This is a genomic window from Streptomyces sp. NPDC016677 (genome assembly GCF_055562815.1).
Genome location: NZ_JBVHEO010000007.1, coordinates 317,341 through 333,137 on the forward strand (window position 1 = coordinate 317,341; position 15,797 = coordinate 333,137).

At 73.9% G+C, this 15,797-nt stretch carries 14 protein-coding genes, 3 pseudogenes and 1 riboswitch; of the genes and pseudogenes, 15 read left to right on the top strand and 2 right to left on the bottom strand.

The window, feature by feature from the left end:
* The first annotated feature begins 79 nt into the window (after positions 1–79).
* The 8 genes from ACZ3IG_RS21605 to ACZ3IG_RS21640 all read left to right on the top strand — a co-directional run bounded on the left by ACZ3IG_RS21605 (position 80) and on the right by ACZ3IG_RS21640 (position 8,455).
* Positions 80–1,063 carry a GHMP family kinase ATP-binding protein gene (locus ACZ3IG_RS21605; RefSeq protein WP_467434020.1) on the top strand — a complete coding sequence of 328 codons (984 nt, stop codon included), beginning with the start codon at positions 80–82 and terminating at the stop codon, positions 1,061–1,063.
* A complete protein-coding gene (locus ACZ3IG_RS21610) occupies positions 1,060–2,082 on the top strand; it encodes a cysteine synthase family protein (RefSeq protein WP_467434021.1) in 1,023 nt (340 codons plus the stop codon). Before ACZ3IG_RS21605 ends, ACZ3IG_RS21610 begins: the two co-directional genes overlap by 4 nt.
* On the top strand, positions 2,079–3,320 hold the full coding sequence (locus tag ACZ3IG_RS21615; RefSeq protein ID WP_467434022.1) for an ATP-grasp domain-containing protein: 1,242 nt from the start codon (positions 2,079–2,081) through the stop codon (positions 3,318–3,320). The genes ACZ3IG_RS21610 and ACZ3IG_RS21615 overlap by 4 nt, the downstream gene beginning before the upstream one ends.
* Positions 3,313–4,578, top strand: a complete 1,266-nt coding sequence (locus tag ACZ3IG_RS21620; RefSeq protein ID WP_467434023.1) for an MFS transporter — start codon at positions 3,313–3,315, stop codon at positions 4,576–4,578. The genes ACZ3IG_RS21615 and ACZ3IG_RS21620 overlap by 8 nt, the downstream gene beginning before the upstream one ends.
* Positions 4,547–5,296, top strand: coding sequence for a class I SAM-dependent methyltransferase (locus tag ACZ3IG_RS21625; RefSeq protein WP_467434025.1), 750 nt, complete (start codon positions 4,547–4,549; stop codon positions 5,294–5,296). The genes ACZ3IG_RS21620 and ACZ3IG_RS21625 overlap by 32 nt, the downstream gene beginning before the upstream one ends.
* Positions 5,297–5,372: 76 nt before the next feature.
* Positions 5,373–5,493: riboswitch (cobalamin riboswitch) on the top strand.
* A 48-nt stretch (positions 5,494–5,541) separates the two neighbouring features.
* The gene (locus ACZ3IG_RS21630) at positions 5,542–6,561 is read left to right on the top strand and encodes an ABC transporter substrate-binding protein (RefSeq protein ID WP_467434026.1); all 1,020 of its coding nucleotides are present in this window, start codon (positions 5,542–5,544) and stop codon (positions 6,559–6,561) included.
* Positions 6,558–7,673, top strand: coding sequence for a FecCD family ABC transporter permease (locus ACZ3IG_RS21635; RefSeq protein ID WP_467434027.1), 1,116 nt, complete (start codon positions 6,558–6,560; stop codon positions 7,671–7,673). The genes ACZ3IG_RS21630 and ACZ3IG_RS21635 overlap by 4 nt, the downstream gene beginning before the upstream one ends.
* On the top strand, positions 7,670–8,455 hold the full coding sequence (locus ACZ3IG_RS21640; protein WP_467434028.1) for an ABC transporter ATP-binding protein: 786 nt from the start codon (positions 7,670–7,672) through the stop codon (positions 8,453–8,455). The genes ACZ3IG_RS21635 and ACZ3IG_RS21640 overlap by 4 nt, the downstream gene beginning before the upstream one ends.
* 144 nt (positions 8,456–8,599) lie before the next feature.
* Here the strand turns inward: ACZ3IG_RS21640 and ACZ3IG_RS21645 are convergent, their stop codons facing one another.
* Both ACZ3IG_RS21645 and ACZ3IG_RS21650 read right to left on the bottom strand, forming a co-directional pair.
* Positions 8,600–9,088 (bottom strand): GNAT family N-acetyltransferase, encoded by a 489-nt coding sequence (locus ACZ3IG_RS21645; RefSeq protein ID WP_467434029.1) that lies wholly within the window; start codon positions 9,086–9,088, stop codon positions 8,600–8,602.
* A gap of 310 nt (positions 9,089–9,398) precedes the next feature.
* Positions 9,399–9,563, bottom strand: a pseudogene (locus ACZ3IG_RS21650) (carboxylesterase/lipase family protein); the annotation flags it as partial.
* Positions 9,564–9,771: 208 nt separating this feature from the next.
* On the opposite strand from ACZ3IG_RS21650, the pseudogene ACZ3IG_RS21655 reads away from it, so the two are divergent.
* The 7 genes and pseudogenes from ACZ3IG_RS21655 to ACZ3IG_RS21685 all read left to right on the top strand — a co-directional run.
* Positions 9,772–9,870: pseudogene (locus ACZ3IG_RS21655) on the top strand (transcriptional regulator); the annotation flags it as partial.
* A gap of 80 nt (positions 9,871–9,950) precedes the next feature.
* Positions 9,951–10,376, top strand: a complete 426-nt coding sequence (locus tag ACZ3IG_RS21660) for an MmyB family transcriptional regulator (RefSeq protein ID WP_467434031.1) — start codon at positions 9,951–9,953, stop codon at positions 10,374–10,376.
* Positions 10,377–10,509: 133 nt separating this feature from the next.
* Positions 10,510–12,003 carry an ABC transporter substrate-binding protein gene (locus ACZ3IG_RS21665; protein ID WP_467434032.1) on the top strand — a complete coding sequence of 498 codons (1,494 nt, stop codon included), beginning with the start codon at positions 10,510–10,512 and terminating at the stop codon, positions 12,001–12,003.
* Complete coding sequence (locus ACZ3IG_RS21670) at positions 12,000–13,766, top strand: ABC transporter permease subunit (protein ID WP_467434033.1); 1,767 nt, start codon at positions 12,000–12,002, stop codon at positions 13,764–13,766. The genes ACZ3IG_RS21665 and ACZ3IG_RS21670 overlap by 4 nt, the downstream gene beginning before the upstream one ends.
* Positions 13,735–14,694, top strand: a complete 960-nt coding sequence (locus ACZ3IG_RS21675; protein WP_467434034.1) for an ABC transporter ATP-binding protein — start codon at positions 13,735–13,737, stop codon at positions 14,692–14,694. The genes ACZ3IG_RS21670 and ACZ3IG_RS21675 overlap by 32 nt, the downstream gene beginning before the upstream one ends.
* Complete coding sequence (locus tag ACZ3IG_RS21680) at positions 14,691–15,371, top strand: ATP-binding cassette domain-containing protein (RefSeq protein WP_467434036.1); 681 nt, start codon at positions 14,691–14,693, stop codon at positions 15,369–15,371. The genes ACZ3IG_RS21675 and ACZ3IG_RS21680 overlap by 4 nt, the downstream gene beginning before the upstream one ends.
* 51 nt (positions 15,372–15,422) lie before the next feature.
* Positions 15,423–15,734: pseudogene (locus tag ACZ3IG_RS21685) on the top strand (cation efflux transmembrane domain-containing protein); the annotation flags it as partial.
* Between the last annotated feature and the right edge of the window lie 63 nt (positions 15,735–15,797).

The following is a 15,797-nucleotide window of genomic DNA, read 5'->3' on the forward strand; positions in this document are numbered from 1 at the left end:
TCGGCGGTACGGTCGGTCGTGCGTGTGGCCCCGTCTCCTTCCCTGTCGGTGTGCAAGACCCGGTACGGAGGAGGACGGTGTGCGGGAGCCAGCCGATCCATGTCGGCCGTACCGGTCCTTCGTCGACGTGCCGGCCGACGGACCGGGACCGACGGTACTCGGACCCGTCGCGGGCGTCCTCCAGGAACCGGGCCTGTCCGGCGGCACGGTCTCCGGTGTCTGCCACGGCACCCTGGGCGAGCTGTACCAGGGCCCGCTGCGAGCGGGCACCGATCCCGAGATCGCGGTGGTGTCCTTTCCCGTGGACCGCCACTCCTGGGTGTACTTCACACCGAGGACGACGGCCGGCTCACCGGGTCCGCCGGCACTGGGTGAGAAGTCGGCGACAGCGGCGCGCCTCTTCCTGGAGCACTACGGTCTCACCTTGCCGCCCGGCGACTGGCGCACCCATTCCGAACTGCCGGTGGGCGTGGGAATGGCCAGTTCCACGGCGGACATCGTGGCGACGCTGCGCTGCCTGTTCCGCGTCTTCTCCCTGCCGTACGACAAGGACGTGGTCCTCGGCGTCCTGGCGGACATCGAGCGCGCCGACAGCGTCTTCCTCGACGAGTTCGCCCTGTACCTCAGCGGCCGGCACCGGGTGGTGCGGCGACTGGGCCCGGACCTCGGCTTCCACACCGCCTACGTCATGGAACCCGGCACGGTGGACACCGCCGCCGTCACTCCCCTGCTGCTGGACCACTACCGGCGCCGCGGCGAGGAATACCAGCGGTGTCTGACCGATCTGCTGAAGGGTTTCGGCTCGGGTGACCCGGCCGCCGTCGCCCGTGCCGCGACGACCAGCGCCGCGCTGTCCCAGGAGGTGCTGCCCAAGACGACCTTCAGCAGCCTGCGAGCCCACCGTGAGCGGTTCGGCGCCGACGGCGTCTTCGTCGCCCACACCGGCTGCCTGGCCGGCTATCTCTTCGCCGCACGCCCACGAGCCGAGGTCAAGTCCGAACTCTCCGCGTTCTTCCACTCGCTCGGCCACCAGTGCACCTTCGCCCAAGGAGGCTACGGGTGATCCACCCCCACATCGCCGACGCTCTGAAAGTCCCGGACCTGGTCCGGCTCACCGACGGCCTGGTCCTGCTGCGGTTCGAGTCGATGAAGATCTACTCGGCTCTGGCCGCCGTCCGTCATCTGCTGGAGCGGGGCACGGTCCGTCCGGGCCAGACCCTGATCGACAGCTCCAGTGGCATCTACGCCTACGCCCTCGCCCTGGCGTGTCACCGGTACGGCATGCGGTGTCACATCGTCGCGTCCACCACCGTCGACACCACCACCCTGGCCCAGTTGGAGATCCTCGGCGCCACGGTGGAACGGGTGAGACCGTCGCGCGACCTCGCACTCGACCAGGAACTGAGGGTGCGACGGGTGCGGGAGATACTCGCCGAGCGTCCCGGGCACCACTGGATGCGCCAGTACCACGACGACGTCCACTACCTCGGCTACCAGGAGGTCGCCGACCGGATCGCGGCGGAGTTCCCGGCCGTACCGCTGACCGTCGTCGGCGGGGTGGGGTCCGGAGCCTCGACCGGCGGCGTCGTGGAACGGCTGCGTGTCGCGGACCCCTCGGTGCGTCTGGTCGGCGTCCAGCCCTTCGGCAGCGTCACCTTCGGCAGCCAGGACCATCACGATCCCGAGGCGATCATCGCCGGCATCGGCTCGTCGATCGTCTTCGACAACGTCCGCCACCATCTCTACGACACCGTGCACTGGCTGGACTTCACCCACGCCATGGCCGGCGCCGTCGCCCTGCTGCGCGAACACGCGGTGTTCGCCGGGCTGTCCACCGGTGCCGGCTATCTGACGGCGACGTACGAGGCCCGCCGCCACCCCGACCGACTGCACCTGGTGATAGGGGCCGACACCGGACACCGCTACGTGGAGCGCGTGTTCGCCCGGCACGCCGAGGCCCTCGATCCGGCCGCGTTGAAGCCCGTCGAGGTCCGCGGCCCGGAGCAGATGACCATGCCCTGGTCGAGGATGACGTGGCGGCGCGCGGCCTGCCCGGCGGGCCGGCAGGAGAGTGCCGTATGACCGTGGCCTGCCTGGAGTCGCTGACCTTCGGCCTCGGTCATCTGGTCCGCGCCGCCGGCCGGCTCGGCGAGCGCCTGCTGCTGCTGACCCGGGACCCCGCCTACTACGCCTACGAACTGGGCCGGCTGCCCGCCGGCGCCCTCGACGTCGTCGTGACCGACACCTTCGACATGGAGCGGTCCGCCGATCTGCTCCGGCGCGTCCCGGCGCTGCGCGGTCTGATCAGTTCCACCGACACCTGGACCCTCACCGGCGCCGCCCTCGCCGAACGACTCGGCCTGCCCGGTCTCGACCCGGCCGTCCTGCGACTGACCCGGGACAAGGCCGCCGTACGCAACAGGCTGCACGACGCGGGCCTCACCCGCGGCAGGGCCGTCGAGAACGCCGGCCCGGACCGCGAGGCACGCGGGCTGCTGCTCAAGGAGGCGGGGCTGCCGCTCGTGCTCAAGGACACCGCGGGCACCGGGAGCCAGAACGTGTGGCTGGTCCGGGACGAGGGAGAACTCGACGCGGCGCTGGCGGAGGCGTCCGGCCGGGACCTGAAGGGGCGGTTGTTCGCCGAGCCCTGTTTCAGCGGCCCGGTGTACAGCGCCGAGACGCTCACCTGGGCCGGCCGCACCAGACTGCTCGGTGTCTCCAGTCGCCTCATGTCGCCGGAGCCGCGCTTCCGGGAGGAGATCACCGCCTTCCCCGTGGCCTTCCCGGACCCGCAGCGGATTTCGCTGGGGCGTTGGCTCGGCCGGGTGCTCGCCGCCATCGGTTACACCGACCGGTTCGCTCACGTGGAGTTCGTCCTGACCGCCGACGGCCCGGAGGTGGTGGAGGTCAATCCCCGGATCGGGGGCGCGCTGGTCGGAGAGGGCCTGTGCCGGGCGCTCGGTGTCAACGTGTACGAGGCGATGATCGAGGCCGCGCTCGGCCGTCGCCCCGGTCTCATGGAGGCGGACGTTCCCGGTGGTCCGGCCGTCGCCTTCGTTCTGGGCTATCCGGCCGCGCCCGGCGTGTTCACCGGGGTCGCCGGGCTCGACCGGCTCACCGGCATGCCGGGAACGCCCGCCTGGTACCCGGTCAAGCGGGCCGGTGACCTCATCGAGCACCTGGACGACAGCCGTGGTTACGCGGGCATCGTGTACGCCGAGGCGGAGACCGCCGAACTCGCCACCCACCGCGCGGTGGCCGCTGCCAACGCCCTGCGGGTACTCACCGACCCGGCCGGCCGGGAGGCGCCCGGTGGGTGAGCGCGCCCCCCGGGGACCGGGGCTGCGGGCCTCGCTGTTCCCGCTCACCGGCCCGCTGCGGTTCCTCCTGGCCAGCTCGTTCCTCATTCCGCTCGGCAGCTTCATGGTCCTGCCGTTCATGTCGGTCTTCCTGCACGAACGGCTCGGTATGGGGCTCGGCACGGTCGGTGTCGTCCTGGCCGTGGCGTCGCTCGTGCAGTTCTCCGGCGGCATCGTCGGCGGGGCCCTCGCGGACCGGATCGGGCTGCGCCGCACGATGCTGTGGGCCCTCGTCGTGCGCACCGCCGGTTTCGCCGGGCTCCTGCCGGCCCCGCGCTGGCCGCTCCTGGCGGTCTGGGCGCTGGTCCTGACGTGCTGCGGTGCCGCCCTCTACCTGCCCGCGAACAAGGCGTACCTGGTGCACGGCGTCGACGACGAGCGCCGCCCGGCGTTCCTGTCGGCGGGCAACGCGGCACTCAACGCGGGCATGGCCGTGGGCCCGTTGATCGCCGCGCCGTTCGTCCTGTCGTCGCCCGGCTGGCTGTTCGCGGCCGTCACGGCGCTGTTCCTCGCGGTCACGGCGGGACACGCGCGACTACCGGAGACCACCGCGGAACACCCCACCGGATCGAAGGACACGGCCCCCTCGGGTCTCCTGGCCGGCGTGGCACTCCTGCCGTTCGCCGCCAACGCCTTGGCCTTCTACCTCTACTTCCACTTCCAGCACTTCCTGGCGGTGTACGCCGTCCAGCGCGCCTCCAGCGCGTTCTACAGCCTGGTGCTGCTGCTCTGCTTCACCCTGGTCATCGTCGTACAGCCGCTCGCGTCCGGCCTGATCCGGCGCATGCCGTACGCCGTCGCCCTCGCGGTCGGTTTCACGGGTCTGGCGGCGGGCCTGGCCGTGCTGGCGGCCGGTACCCGGACGGCGCTGTTGGCGGGCGGCGCGCTGATCACCCTGGGCGACATCGTGCTGTTCCTCAAGAACGACCTGGAGGCATTGCGCCGCAGCCCTCGCTCCGACGCCGTGGTCTTCGGCCAGCAGCGGCTGGCCGCGGGCCTGGGCGCCTGCGCGAGCGGCGTGCTGGGCGGGCAGTTGTACGGTTTCGGCGAACGGGCCGGACACACCGGCTGGTTCTGGCTGCTGGCCGCCGCCCAGTGTCTGCTGCTCCCCCCTCTTCTGCTCACGCTGCGCCGTCGCACGGCGCGGCACCGCGTCCCCGACGACCATGAAGGAGCACTGACGCGCGATGACACGGACGGGCGGATTCCAGGACGATGACTTCTGGACCGAGTTCCATGACTTCCTCTTCTCCGAGCAGCGCCACGGGCAGGCCGAGGAACTGCTGAGCACCTCCCCCCTGCTGGCCTTCCCGCAGGGGTCGCGCGTGCTGGACCTGTGCTGCGGGCCGGGGGTGTTCACCGTGCCGCTCGCCCGCCGCGGTCACCGCGTGACCGGAGTGGACCTGAGCCCGGCCATGCTGGACCGGGCACGCGAGCGGTCGGCCGAGGCCGGTGCCGAGGTGACGTACGTACGGGCCGACGCCCGCGAGTACAGCGCACCGGGCGGTTTCGACGTCGTCCTCAACATGTTCACCTCCTTCGGGTACTTCGAGGACCCCGCCGACAACGCGCGCGTGCTGCGCACCATGCGCACCTGCCTGGCTCCCGGCGGCACGCTCGTCCTCGACCTCGCCGGCAAGGAACTCCTGGCCCGCAAGGTCACCCCGCCCAAGGTGGTGCGGCGGGGCGACGACCTGATGGTGCAGACCGACACCGTGCTGGACGAGTGGGCGCGGCTGCGCAGCGAGTGGGTGCTGGTCCGGGGCGAGCGGGTGACGCGGGCCACCTTGACGTGGTTCGTGTACAGCGCGGTGGAGCTGCGGCGGATGGCCGAGGAGGCGGGGTTCGGCCGCGTGGAGGTTTTCGGCGGGTTCGACGGGCGCCCCTACGACGAGAGTGCCGAGCGGCTCGTCCTGCGGGCTGCCCGGGAGGCGTGAGGAAGGTGGTGCGCACGCCCTTTTGCCGCCGGCTCGGGGGACCGTAGGATCGCCTGGTCATCGCCGCGACGGGAGACAGGAAGCCGGTGCGAATCCGGCACGGTCCCGCCACTGTGACCGGGGAGCGCCCCTCCGACACGCCACTGCGCGCCGCGCGGGAAGGCGGAGGGAACGTCGATCCGGGAGTCAGGACACTGGTCCGTCGCGGGCCCGATCCGAGGAGCGCGGACTCCAGGAGGCTTCACGTGTCCCCTTCGTTCACCCCTGCCCGCACGCGCGGGTTCCTCCGTGCCGCGGCCGCTGCTGTCGCTCTCGCGTCAGCGCCACTGGCCACCGGCTGCGGTTCGTCCGACGGCGGCGACGCGAAGGCCACGGGTGCCGTGCCCGCGGGCTTCCCCGTCACCGTCGACAACTGCGGCGTGCGGACGACGTACGACAGGCCGCCGTCACGGGTGGTCACCATCCACCAGCACCCGGCGGAACTCATGCTCGCCCTCGGCCTGAAGGACCGCGTGGTCGGCACCGCCTTCCGCGACTCCGCGGTCCTGCCCGAACTGAGGAAGGACTACGAGTCGATCCCCGAACTGGCGGACAGGGAGCCGTCGTTCGAGAAGATCCTGGACGCCGGGCCGGACCTCGTCTACGGCGGCTACGGCAGCGCCTTCGCCGAGAACGAGGGCCGCTCCCGGAAGGCGTTCGCCGACGCCGGCATCGACACCCACCTCAACCGCGAGTACTGCGGCGAGAAGCGGGTGACGATGAAGGACACCTACGACGAGATCCGCACCATCGGCGAGATCTTCGGCGTGCCCGACCGGGCGGACGAACTGGTCGCCGGCCTCCAGGCGCGGGTCGACAAGACCACCACCGCCGTCAAGGGCGAACCCCGGGTGTCCGTCTTCGTCTACGACAGCGGCGACAAGAGCGCCTTCACGGCGGGCGGAAGGAGCCTGGGCACCGAGCTGATCCGGCTGGCCGGCGGCGAGAACGTCTTCGCCGGCCTCGACGACGTCTTCGGCGACGTCTCCTGGGAGCAGGTCGTCGAGCGCGGGCCCGAGGTCATCGCCGTCTACGACTACGCCGGCGCCGGAAGCGTCGAGGAGAAGAAGAGGTTCCTGCTCTCCCAGCCCGCGCTCGCCGGGGTACCCGCCATCAGGAACAAGCGCTTCGTCGTCCTGCCGCTGACCGCCACCCTGGTCGGCGTCCGCTCGGCCTACGCGGTCGAGGACCTGGCCCGCGGGCTGCACCCCGAAGGCTTCCGGTGACCCAGGCCGCCGCCGGCACGTCCACTGAGCGGGCGGTTCAACGACGAAAAGCCGAGGCGGCAGGAGCGGGCCGTACCCGGTCGGCCGTCACGCTGCTCGTGCTCACCGCCCTGCTCCTGGTCTCCGCCACGGCGGGCCTCGCGATCGGCTCCGTCCAGGTGCCGCCCGGCCAGGTGTGGGGCATCGTGACGCACGCGCTGGGTGCCGACTGGAGGCAGCCTGACTGGTCACGGGCCCGGGAGACCATCGTGGTGGACGTGCGGGCGCCACGGGTGCTGCTCGGCGCGGTCACCGGAGCCGGCCTCGCGGTGATCGGTACGGCTCTGCAGGCTCTGGTGCGCAACCCGCTCGCCGAGCCGTACCTGCTGGGCGTCTCCTCCGGTGCGTCCCTCGGCGCGGTCTCCGTGATCGTGTTCGGGGTCACGCTCTTCGGACCGGCCTCCCTGTCGGTGGCCGCCTTCGTGGGCGCCCTGGGCGCGCTCCTGCTGGTGTACGCCACCGCCCGCACCGGCGGACGCGTCACCTCGGCGCGGCTGGTGCTGTCCGGAGTGGCGATCGCGGCGGTACTCACCGCGGTCCTCGATCTGCTGCTGCTCACCACCGGCCGGGGCAACGAGGCCCGCGCGGTCCTCGCCTGGACCCTCGGCGGCCTCGGCGGCGTCGGCTGGGGCACCCTGTGGCTGCCGAGCACGGCCCTGCTGCTCGGCGTCGGCGCCCTCATGGCACAGGCCCGCAATCTGAACCTGCTGCTGGCCGGCGAGGAGGCGGCGACCACGATGGGGCTGGACGTGGCCCGGTTCCGTGCCCGCTTGTTCGTCCTGGTCTCCCTCGTCACCGGGGTGCTGGTCGCGGCGGCCGGACCGATCGGCTTCGTCGGGCTGATGCTGCCCCACATCGTGCGCCTGTTCGTCGGCGGCGACCACCGCCGGGTCCTGCCGACGGCGGCACTGGCGGGAGCGGTCTTCCTCATCTGGGCCGACATCGCCGCGCGGACGATCGCCGCGCCGATGGAAATACCCGTCGGCGTGCTCACGGCCCTGTGCGGCGGGCCGTTCTTCCTGTGGCTGATGCGCCGGGACGCCCGGCGCGGCACCGACCGAGGAGTGACGTGACCGCGACCGAACTGAGCGTCGACGGCGTCACGCTCACCGCCGGAGCCCGCCGTCTGGTGCACGACGTCTCCCTGACCGCCCGCCCGGGGGAGACCATCGGGCTCGTGGGCCCCAACGGCAGCGGGAAGTCCAGCCTCCTGCGCACCGTCTACCGCGTCCTGCGCCCCGACACCGGGCAGGTACGGGTCGACGGAGACGACGCCTGGTCGCTGCCGGTGCGGCGACTGGCCCGCACCGTGGCGGCGGTGGTCCAGGACTCGGCGGCCGACCTGGACCTCGCCGTCCGTGAGGTCGTCGCGATGGGCCGCACCCCGCACAAACGGCTCCTCGCCGGCGACACTCCCGAGGACGCCGAACTCATCGGCTCCGCACTCCTCGCGGTCGACGCCGTCCACCTGGCGGACCGCCCCTTCGACCGGCTCTCCGGCGGCGAGCGCCAGCGCGTCCTCATCGCGCGTGCCCTCGCCCAGCAGCCCGCCCTCCTCGTCCTCGACGAACCCACCAACCACCTCGACATCCGGCACCAGTTGTCCGTGCTCAGCACCCTGCGCCGCCTGCCCGCCACCGTGCTGCTCGCCCTGCACGACCTCAACCTGGCCGCCTACTACTGCGACCGCCTCTACGTCCTGCACGCCGGCGAGGTCACCGCCTCCGGCCCACCCACCGAGATCCTCACCCCGCGGCTGCTGGCCGAGGTCTACGGAGTGGCCGCGGAAGTGGCCACCCACCCGCGCACGGGCGCCCCGCAGGTGACGTTCCTCCCCGAAGAGCCACGCGGCTGAAGGGCCCTCCCGGTACTGCCCCATGCCATCCGCGCCACCCGTAGGGCTGTCGTGTCGGGGTCGTACACCGCCGGTGCGGTCACGGACACGGACCGCGAAACGGGCGGCGGCGGCGCGACCCGTATCGGGGCGACCGCGATCGCCTCATGCGGAAGAAACACGAAACTCGAATGCGGGACGGTCCCACGGCACGGCGGGCGGGTTCGCGAGCGCGGTCCCGGTCCGCACCGCACCCGCGCGGTGGTAGAAGCCCTCGGCGGGAAGGTGCGACACGACCGTGACGCGGTCGAGCCCGGCGGCACGGGCCTCGGCCCGCATGTGCGCGACGAGCAGCCGTCCGATCCCCCGTCCTTGCGCTTCGTCGGCGACGAACAGCAGGTCGAGCTCCGGTGGAGCGAGGACGAGCGAGTAGAACCCGAGGACCCGGCCTTCCTCCTCGTCGGCGCCGACGGCCGCGAAGACGCGGTGGGCCTCGATGTAATCGGGTCCGACCCGGTAGCCCGCGACCGCGGCCGCGTACTCACCCGCGTAGGCGCCCGAGCGACGCACGAGCCGCGTGAGCCGTTTGGCATCCCGTGCCACAGCCCTCCGTATCGTGATCGGCCGGCTGGTCGGGGTGGTGCGTGGGCTCATCCAGAAAGTATGCCGCACCGGGGATGTGCCGTCGCTCGGCCGCTCGGCCGCTCGGGGCGGGGCCCGCACCGTTCCGGGGAGTCTTCCGCCCAGGGGGAAAGCGGGCCATGCGGGCCCGGCCCGCCGTCGGCGAACTGACCCTCGCCCACGAGTCGCTCGGCCCGGCCGCCGTGCCCGGCCTCGGCATGACCGGCTGCTCCGCCGGACCGGGCTCCCCCTGAGCGGACGGCCTGCGCCCGCTCGCCCACCTCGTCGCCGCGGACGACGGCGCCCCGGCGACCCGGCGCCCCGCCGGCCCAGGCGCTGTGTCCCAGGCCCGCAGTTCCCGGCCGCGGGGGTCGTCGACCCGGGCCCACCCGGCGTCGATGCGCATCGTGGCCCGGCGTTCGGTGTCGTACGGGTCCCAGCCGAGGTCGCCGGTGGTGGCGAACCGGATCCAGGTGGCATGCGCGCGGGCCGCGAGTTCCGCCGGGGGCCACGAGCAGGGACAGTCGCTGAGCGCGTCGCCCGAGGTGCTGGACGCGATCGCCGGGGCCCTGCGGCTGGACGAGTCCGAGAAGCGGTACCTGCACGACCTGGCCCGGGTGGACCGGCGGTGCCCCCGGGGGCGGCGTCCGGCGCCGGAGCGGGTGCCGGAGGCGACACGTCAGTTCCTGGGCGTGCTCGGCGACGTCCCCGCCCTGGTGCTCGGCCGGCGCTCCGACGTACTGGCGTGGAACCGGCTGGGCCACGCGCTGTTCGCCGGGCATCTGGACTTCGGCGCCCCCGACCTGCCGGCGGGGCGTCCCAACATGGCCCGGCTGCTGTTCCTCGACGACCATGTCCGTGACCTGTACACGGACTGCCGACCAAGGTCAGGGCCTTGGTCGGCAGTCTGCGCCTGGTGGCGGCCCAGCACCCGGAGGACGCGGCGCTGCACGCGCTGCTGGGTGAACTGTCCGCGAAAAGCGTCGAGTTCGCCTCGATGTGGGCCGACCACCGGGTACGGGCCTGCACCATGGCCGGTTACGAGATGCGCCATCCGCTGGTCGGGCCGCTGACCGTCATCCAGCAGACCATGAGCAGCGGGCGAGGTCCCGCCGTCGTGGTCGCCACCACGGAGACGGGCTCGCCGTCGCGCGCCGCTCTCACCCTGCTCGCCCAGGCCACCGGCGAAGGTGCCGCCCCACTCGCCCGGGCCACCGGCGAGGGAGCCACCCCGCTGGCCCAGGCCACCGGCGAAAGAGCCGCGCGCCCCAGTCAGCCCTCCGGCGCGGCGCGGCCGCCGTCCGGCACCAACCTGGACTGACACCCGCGCCCACCGCCCGGGGACGTTCTCCCTCGTCAGGCACTCCTCGACCCGACTCTCTGAAAACGATTGTCATCGTGCTACGGTCGTCGCACGCTCAACCATTGACCCGCTCTTTACCCGGAGTGACCCCGTGCGCGTCCCCGCCCGTTTCCTGCCCGTCCCCGCGGTTCTCGCCGCCTCCGCCCTGCTCACCGGGTGCTTCGCGACCACGGAGGCCACCGGCACCGGCACCGGCGGCGGCGAGCGTCTCCGTGTCGCGATGATGCAGCCGCCGCGTTCGGGCCTGTCCCCGCTCTCCGACGACGCGTTCAAGCTGTCCCGCTGGTCGACGGCGGAGACGCTCGTGAAACTGGACGCGGACGGCGACGCCGAACCGGCCCTGGCCACCGGGTGGAAGCAGGCCGGCCGGGCCTGGACCTTCACGCTCCGCGAGGGCGTCACCTTCCACGACGGTACCGAGCTGACCGCCGAGGCCGTCGTCCGCTCCCTCACGAAGGCGGCCACCGCCTCCCCCAAGCCCCGCATCCTCGACGGCGTCGAGCTGACCGTGCGGGCGAAGGACGCCGGGACCGTGGTCGTCACCACCGCCGAGGAGGACCCCCTGGTCCCGCAGCGGCTCAGCTCCCCGCAGCTGTCGATCCTCGCGGCGAAGGCGTACCGGGGCAAGAGGGTCGACCCGGTCGGCACCGGGACCGGCCCCTTCGAGCTGACCGAGGTCAACGGCACCTCCTCGGCCGCCCTCGACCGCTACGACGACTACTGGGGCGGCACGGCCAAGGCCCCCGGTATCGACGTGACGTTCGTGCCCGACGGCACCGCCCGCGCCGCCGCGCTGCGCAGCGGCGAGGCCGACATCGTCGAGGCCGTGCCCGTCTCGCAGGCCGCGCTGCTGGACGAGGAGCTGATCACCGAGGTCCCGATGCCGCGCACCAACACCCTGTACCTCAACACGGAGAAGGGCGCCTTCAAGGACCCCGCGCTGCGGGCGGCGGCCCGGGAGGCGATCGACGCCGAGTCGATCGTGAAGGGCGTCTACGAGGGCAGGGCGGACGTCGCCGAGGGGCTGCTCGGGCCCGCACTGCCGTGGGCGGCGGACCTGCGCGAGCCGGTGAGCCGCGCCAAGGCGGGCGACCCGGACGGCCGGACCGTCACCATCGGCACCTTCACCGACCGGGCCGAACTGCCCGAGGTGGCCGCCGCGCTGCAACAGCAGCTCCAGAAGGCCGGGTTCACGGTGAAGCTGGAGGTCCGCGAGTACGCCAACATCGAGTCCGACGCCCTGGCGGGCGCCTTCGACGCCTTCATCCTCTCCCGGGCCACCGTCCTGGACTCCGGCGACCCGGCCGCGTACCTCTACAGCGACTTCGCCTCCGACGGTTCCTTCAACATCCCCCAGCTCGCCGACCCGGCCGTGGACAAGGCCCTGCACAAGGCCGGTACGACGCCGACCGGTGACGCCCGGCGCCGGGCCGTCGTCGACGCCGAGGCCACCGTGCTCGCCACCGACGCGGCCGTGCCGATGCTCCACGAGCGCGTGATCCAGGGCGACGCGGCCGATGTGGCCGGCGCGGCCCACGACCCGCGCGAGCGGGAGCTGGTCACGCTCGACACCCACGTCAAGTGAGGCCGTCCGCAGCGGGCGTGACCCGCGCCGTCTGTCTGGCCGCGGTCCTCGCCGCCGTCGGACTGCTCCCCTGGCTCTCGGGCCGGGACCCGGCGCTGACCGTGCTGCGCGCCCGGTCCGCGGAGCAGGAGCCGACCGAGGAGGCCCTGGACGCTATCCGCCGGGACCTCGGCCTGGACGCCGGCCCGCTCTCCCTGCTCGGCGACTGGGCGAGCGGGCTGGTCCGCGGCGACCTCGGCACCTCGTGGGTGTCGGGGACGGAGATCCTGCCGTCGGTCGTCTCCGGGCTCCAGGTGTCCCTGGGGCTGATGGCCGCCGCGCTGACCGTGGCGGCGCTGCTGGCCACGGCGCTGGTGGCGCCCGTGCTGGTGCGGGGGCGGGGCTCGGGCGGGGCGTTCGCCGCGATGGCCGCCGCCGTGCCGGAGTTCCTTCTGGCCACCGTGGTGTTGCTGGTGTGCGGGGTGTGGCTGGGGTGGCTGCCGACGTCCGGCTGGCAGGGTCCCGCGTACATGGTGCTGCCCGCCCTCGCGCTCGGCGTCCCCGCGGGCGGCCTGCTCGGCCGGCTCGTGGCGGACGCGCTCCCCGCCGTGCTGGACGAACGGTGGGTGGAGCTGTGGCGGGGAGCGGGAGTGAGCCGTACCCGGGTCTCGGCCGCCGCGCTGCGCCGCGTACTGCCGCCGCTGGTGCCGCAGTTCGGGATGGTCGCGGTCGGTCTGACCGGCGGGGCGGTCGCGGTGGAGGCCGTGTTCGCCGTGCCCGGCATCGGGCGTACCGCGCTGGGCGCGGCCAAGTCGCAGGACCTGCCGCTGCTGCAGGGCTCGGTCCTCGCCCTGCTCGCCCTGGGCCTGGTCACCGGCGCGCTGGCCGCTCTCGTACGGCGCCGGATGCTGGGGTCCGCCCTGCGGGAGGCCGGGCTGGTGCTGCCGCCGGCCCGCCCGGTCCGGGCGCACCCGGCGCTGCCGGCCCTCCTCGCCGCCGTGCTGCTGGCGGCGATCGGCTGGGGGCTGCTGCGCGACCCCTACGCGGTGGACACCACGGCCCGGCTGACGGCGCCCTCCTGGGCGTATCCGCTGGGTACCGACGGGCTCGGCCGTGACGTGCTGGCCCGGCTCGGGCACGGGGCCGCCTCGACGGTCGGCACAGCGGCGGCCGTCTGCCTGCTGAGCCTGCTGGCCGGGCTGGCGCTGGGCTTCCTGCCCGGTGTGGCGGCGGGCGCGGCGGACATCGCCAACGCCCTGCCCCCGGTGATCGTCGGCATCCTGGTCGCGGCGGCGGCCGGTCCCGGCACCGGCGGCGCGGCCCTCGCCGTCGCGCTGATCTCCTGGCCGCCGCTGGCGGCGCACGCGGCGGCGCTGGTGCAGGAGGTGCGGGCGTCGGCGTTCCTGACCGCCCAGCGCGCCATCGGCGCACCGCCGTGGTGGATCCTCACCCGGCACGTGCTGCCGTCCGTCGCCGCCCCGGTCGCCCGGCACGCCCTGCTGCGGCTGCCCGGCATCGCCCTCGCCCTGGCGTCCCTGGGCTTCCTGGGCCTGGGCGCCCAGCCGCCCGCCCCCGAGTGGGGCCTGCTCCTCGACGAGTCCCGGGCCTACATCGAACGCGCCCCCTGGGCCGCGCTGGCCCCGGCCGTCGCCCTGGCCCTGCTGGCCGGGCTGGCCGTGTCGGGGGCGTCGTACGCGCGGGGCCGGGGCGCCCGGCGCATGTCCGGCCACACGGTACGAAAGGAGACCGCCCATGCCGTCCGAGGCACTGCTGTCGGTGCGTGACCTGCGGATCGCGTTCGGCCCGGTGGAGGTGGTGCGCGGACTGTCCTTCGAGGTCCGGCCGCGCGAGGTGTTCGCCGTGGTCGGCGAGTCGGGCGCGGGCAAGTCGCTCACCGCCCGGGCGCTGCTCGGGATGGTGCCGCGCGGTGCGACGACCGCGGGCAGCGTGCGGCTGCGGGACTGCGCCGACCCCGCCGCCGGGCGCGGGCGCCGGATCACCCTCGTTCCGCAGGACGCACTGTCGGCCCTCTCCCCCGTCCACCGCGTGGGCGACCAGCTCGCCGCCGCCGTACGGTCGGTGCGGCGGGTCTCCCGCGGCGAGGCGCGCGCCCTGGCCGTGGCGGCGCTGGACCGGGTCGGCATCCCGGACGCCGCGCGCCGGGCCCGCGCCTACCCGCACGAGTACTCGGGCGGCATGCGGCAGCGCGCCGTGATCGCGATGGCGACGGTCAACGAGCCCGATGTCGTGGTCGCCGACGAGCCGACCACCGCGCTGGACGAGGAGCGCCGCGAGCAGGTGCTGCGGGTGCTGGCCGAGCAGCGGGAGGCGGTCGGCGCCGCGCTGGTCCTCGTCACCCACGACCTGGACGTCGTACGGGCCCACGCGGACCGCGTGCTGGTGATGTACGCGGGACGCGCGGCCGAGACCGGACCGGTCCGCCAGGTCCTGGACCGTCCCCGCGCCCCGTACACGGCGGGCCTGCTGGCCTCGCTCCCGCAGGACGGCCCCCGGCGCCGCCGGCTGCCGGCGCTGCCCGGCACCCCGCCCGCGCCGGACGCCCTCGGGCCGGGCTGCGCGTTCGCACCGCGCTGCCCGCTGGCGACGGACGTGTGCCACGACCACGAACCCGGACAACGCACCGTGGACGGCCGGCTGGTCGCCTGCCACCGTGCCGCCGACGTGCCCGACCCGCTCCGGGAGTTCGTGTGACCCACCCCCTGCTGGACGTCCGTGACCTGGTCGTCCGCTACGGACCGGTGACCGCCGTGGACCGTCTCTCGTTCACGCTGGACGCCGGTGAGACCCTCGCCCTCAACGGCCCCTCCGGCTGCGGCAAGTCCTCCACCGCCCTCGCGGCGCTCCAGCTGCGCCGGCCCGACAGCGGGGAGGTCCGCTTCGAGGGGCGGGAACTGACGGCCCTGACCGAACGGGAACTGCGTCCGCTGCGCCCGCGCATGCAGCCCGTCTTCCAGGACCCGTACGGCTCCCTCAGTCCCCGCCACCGCATCCGCGACGCGGTGGCCGAACCGCTGAGACTGCACGGGCTGTGGGACCGTACCGCCGGTCCCGCCCGCGTGGCCGAGCTGCTCGACCGGGTCGGCCTCGACCCGTCGTACGGGGACCGGCGCCCGCACGAACTCTCCGGCGGCCAGTGCCAGCGGGCCGGGATCGCCCGCGCCCTCGCCTCCGGGCCCCGGCTGCTCGTCCTCGACGAGCCGGTGTCGGCGCTCGACGCCTCCGTGCGGGCCGGGGTGCTGAACCTGCTCGCCGACCTCCAGGACGAACTGGGCCTCGGGTACCTGTTCATCTGCCATGACCGGGCGGTCGTACGGCACTTCGCGGACCGGGTGGTCGAGATGCGGGAGGGGCGGGCGGTCCGCGTCTGACGCCGGGACCGAGCGCGCGGTCCGGCTGCCGGGGCACAGCGGGTAGCGCGAGGCGAAGCCGGCCAGTCGCTCCCCGGCATCGTTCTCGCCGCGCTCTCGCTGGCCGTCACGCCGTTCCTGTCCGCGGCCCAGCGCAAGGCCGGGCGGGAGCTGGGCTCCGCCTCCGCCGTGGCCGACTCCGAACAGACGCTGCTGTGCACCTACCTGTCCGCCGTACTGCTCGTCGGCCTGCTCGCCCACCTCGCCCTCGGCTGGTCCTGGGCCGACCCCGTCGCCGCCCTCGTGATCGCGGTCGTCGCGGTCAGGGAGGGCCGCGACGCCTGGCGGGGCAAGGGCTGCTGCGGGCGGCAGCCGGACACGTCCTCGTGTTGCGTCCCGCCTGAGCAGGTGCCGCCGAAGCGGGCGCGGACCCGGGACCTCAGCGGC

Bases quoted from the DNA above. Each gene is read 5' to 3' on its own strand.
- ACZ3IG_RS21615 (WP_467434022.1), top strand. From the start codon at position 2,079: ATGACCGTGGCCTGCCTGGAGTCGCTGACCTTCGGCCTCGGTCATCTG.
- ACZ3IG_RS21625 (WP_467434025.1), top strand. From the start codon at position 4,547: ATGACACGGACGGGCGGATTCCAGGACGATGACTTCTGGACCGAGTTC.
- ACZ3IG_RS21645 (WP_467434029.1), bottom strand. From the start codon at position 9,088: ATGAGCCCACGCACCACCCCGACCAGCCGGCCGATCACGATACGGAGG.
- ACZ3IG_RS21675 (WP_467434034.1), top strand. From the start codon at position 13,735: ATGCCGTCCGAGGCACTGCTGTCGGTGCGTGACCTGCGGATCGCGTTC.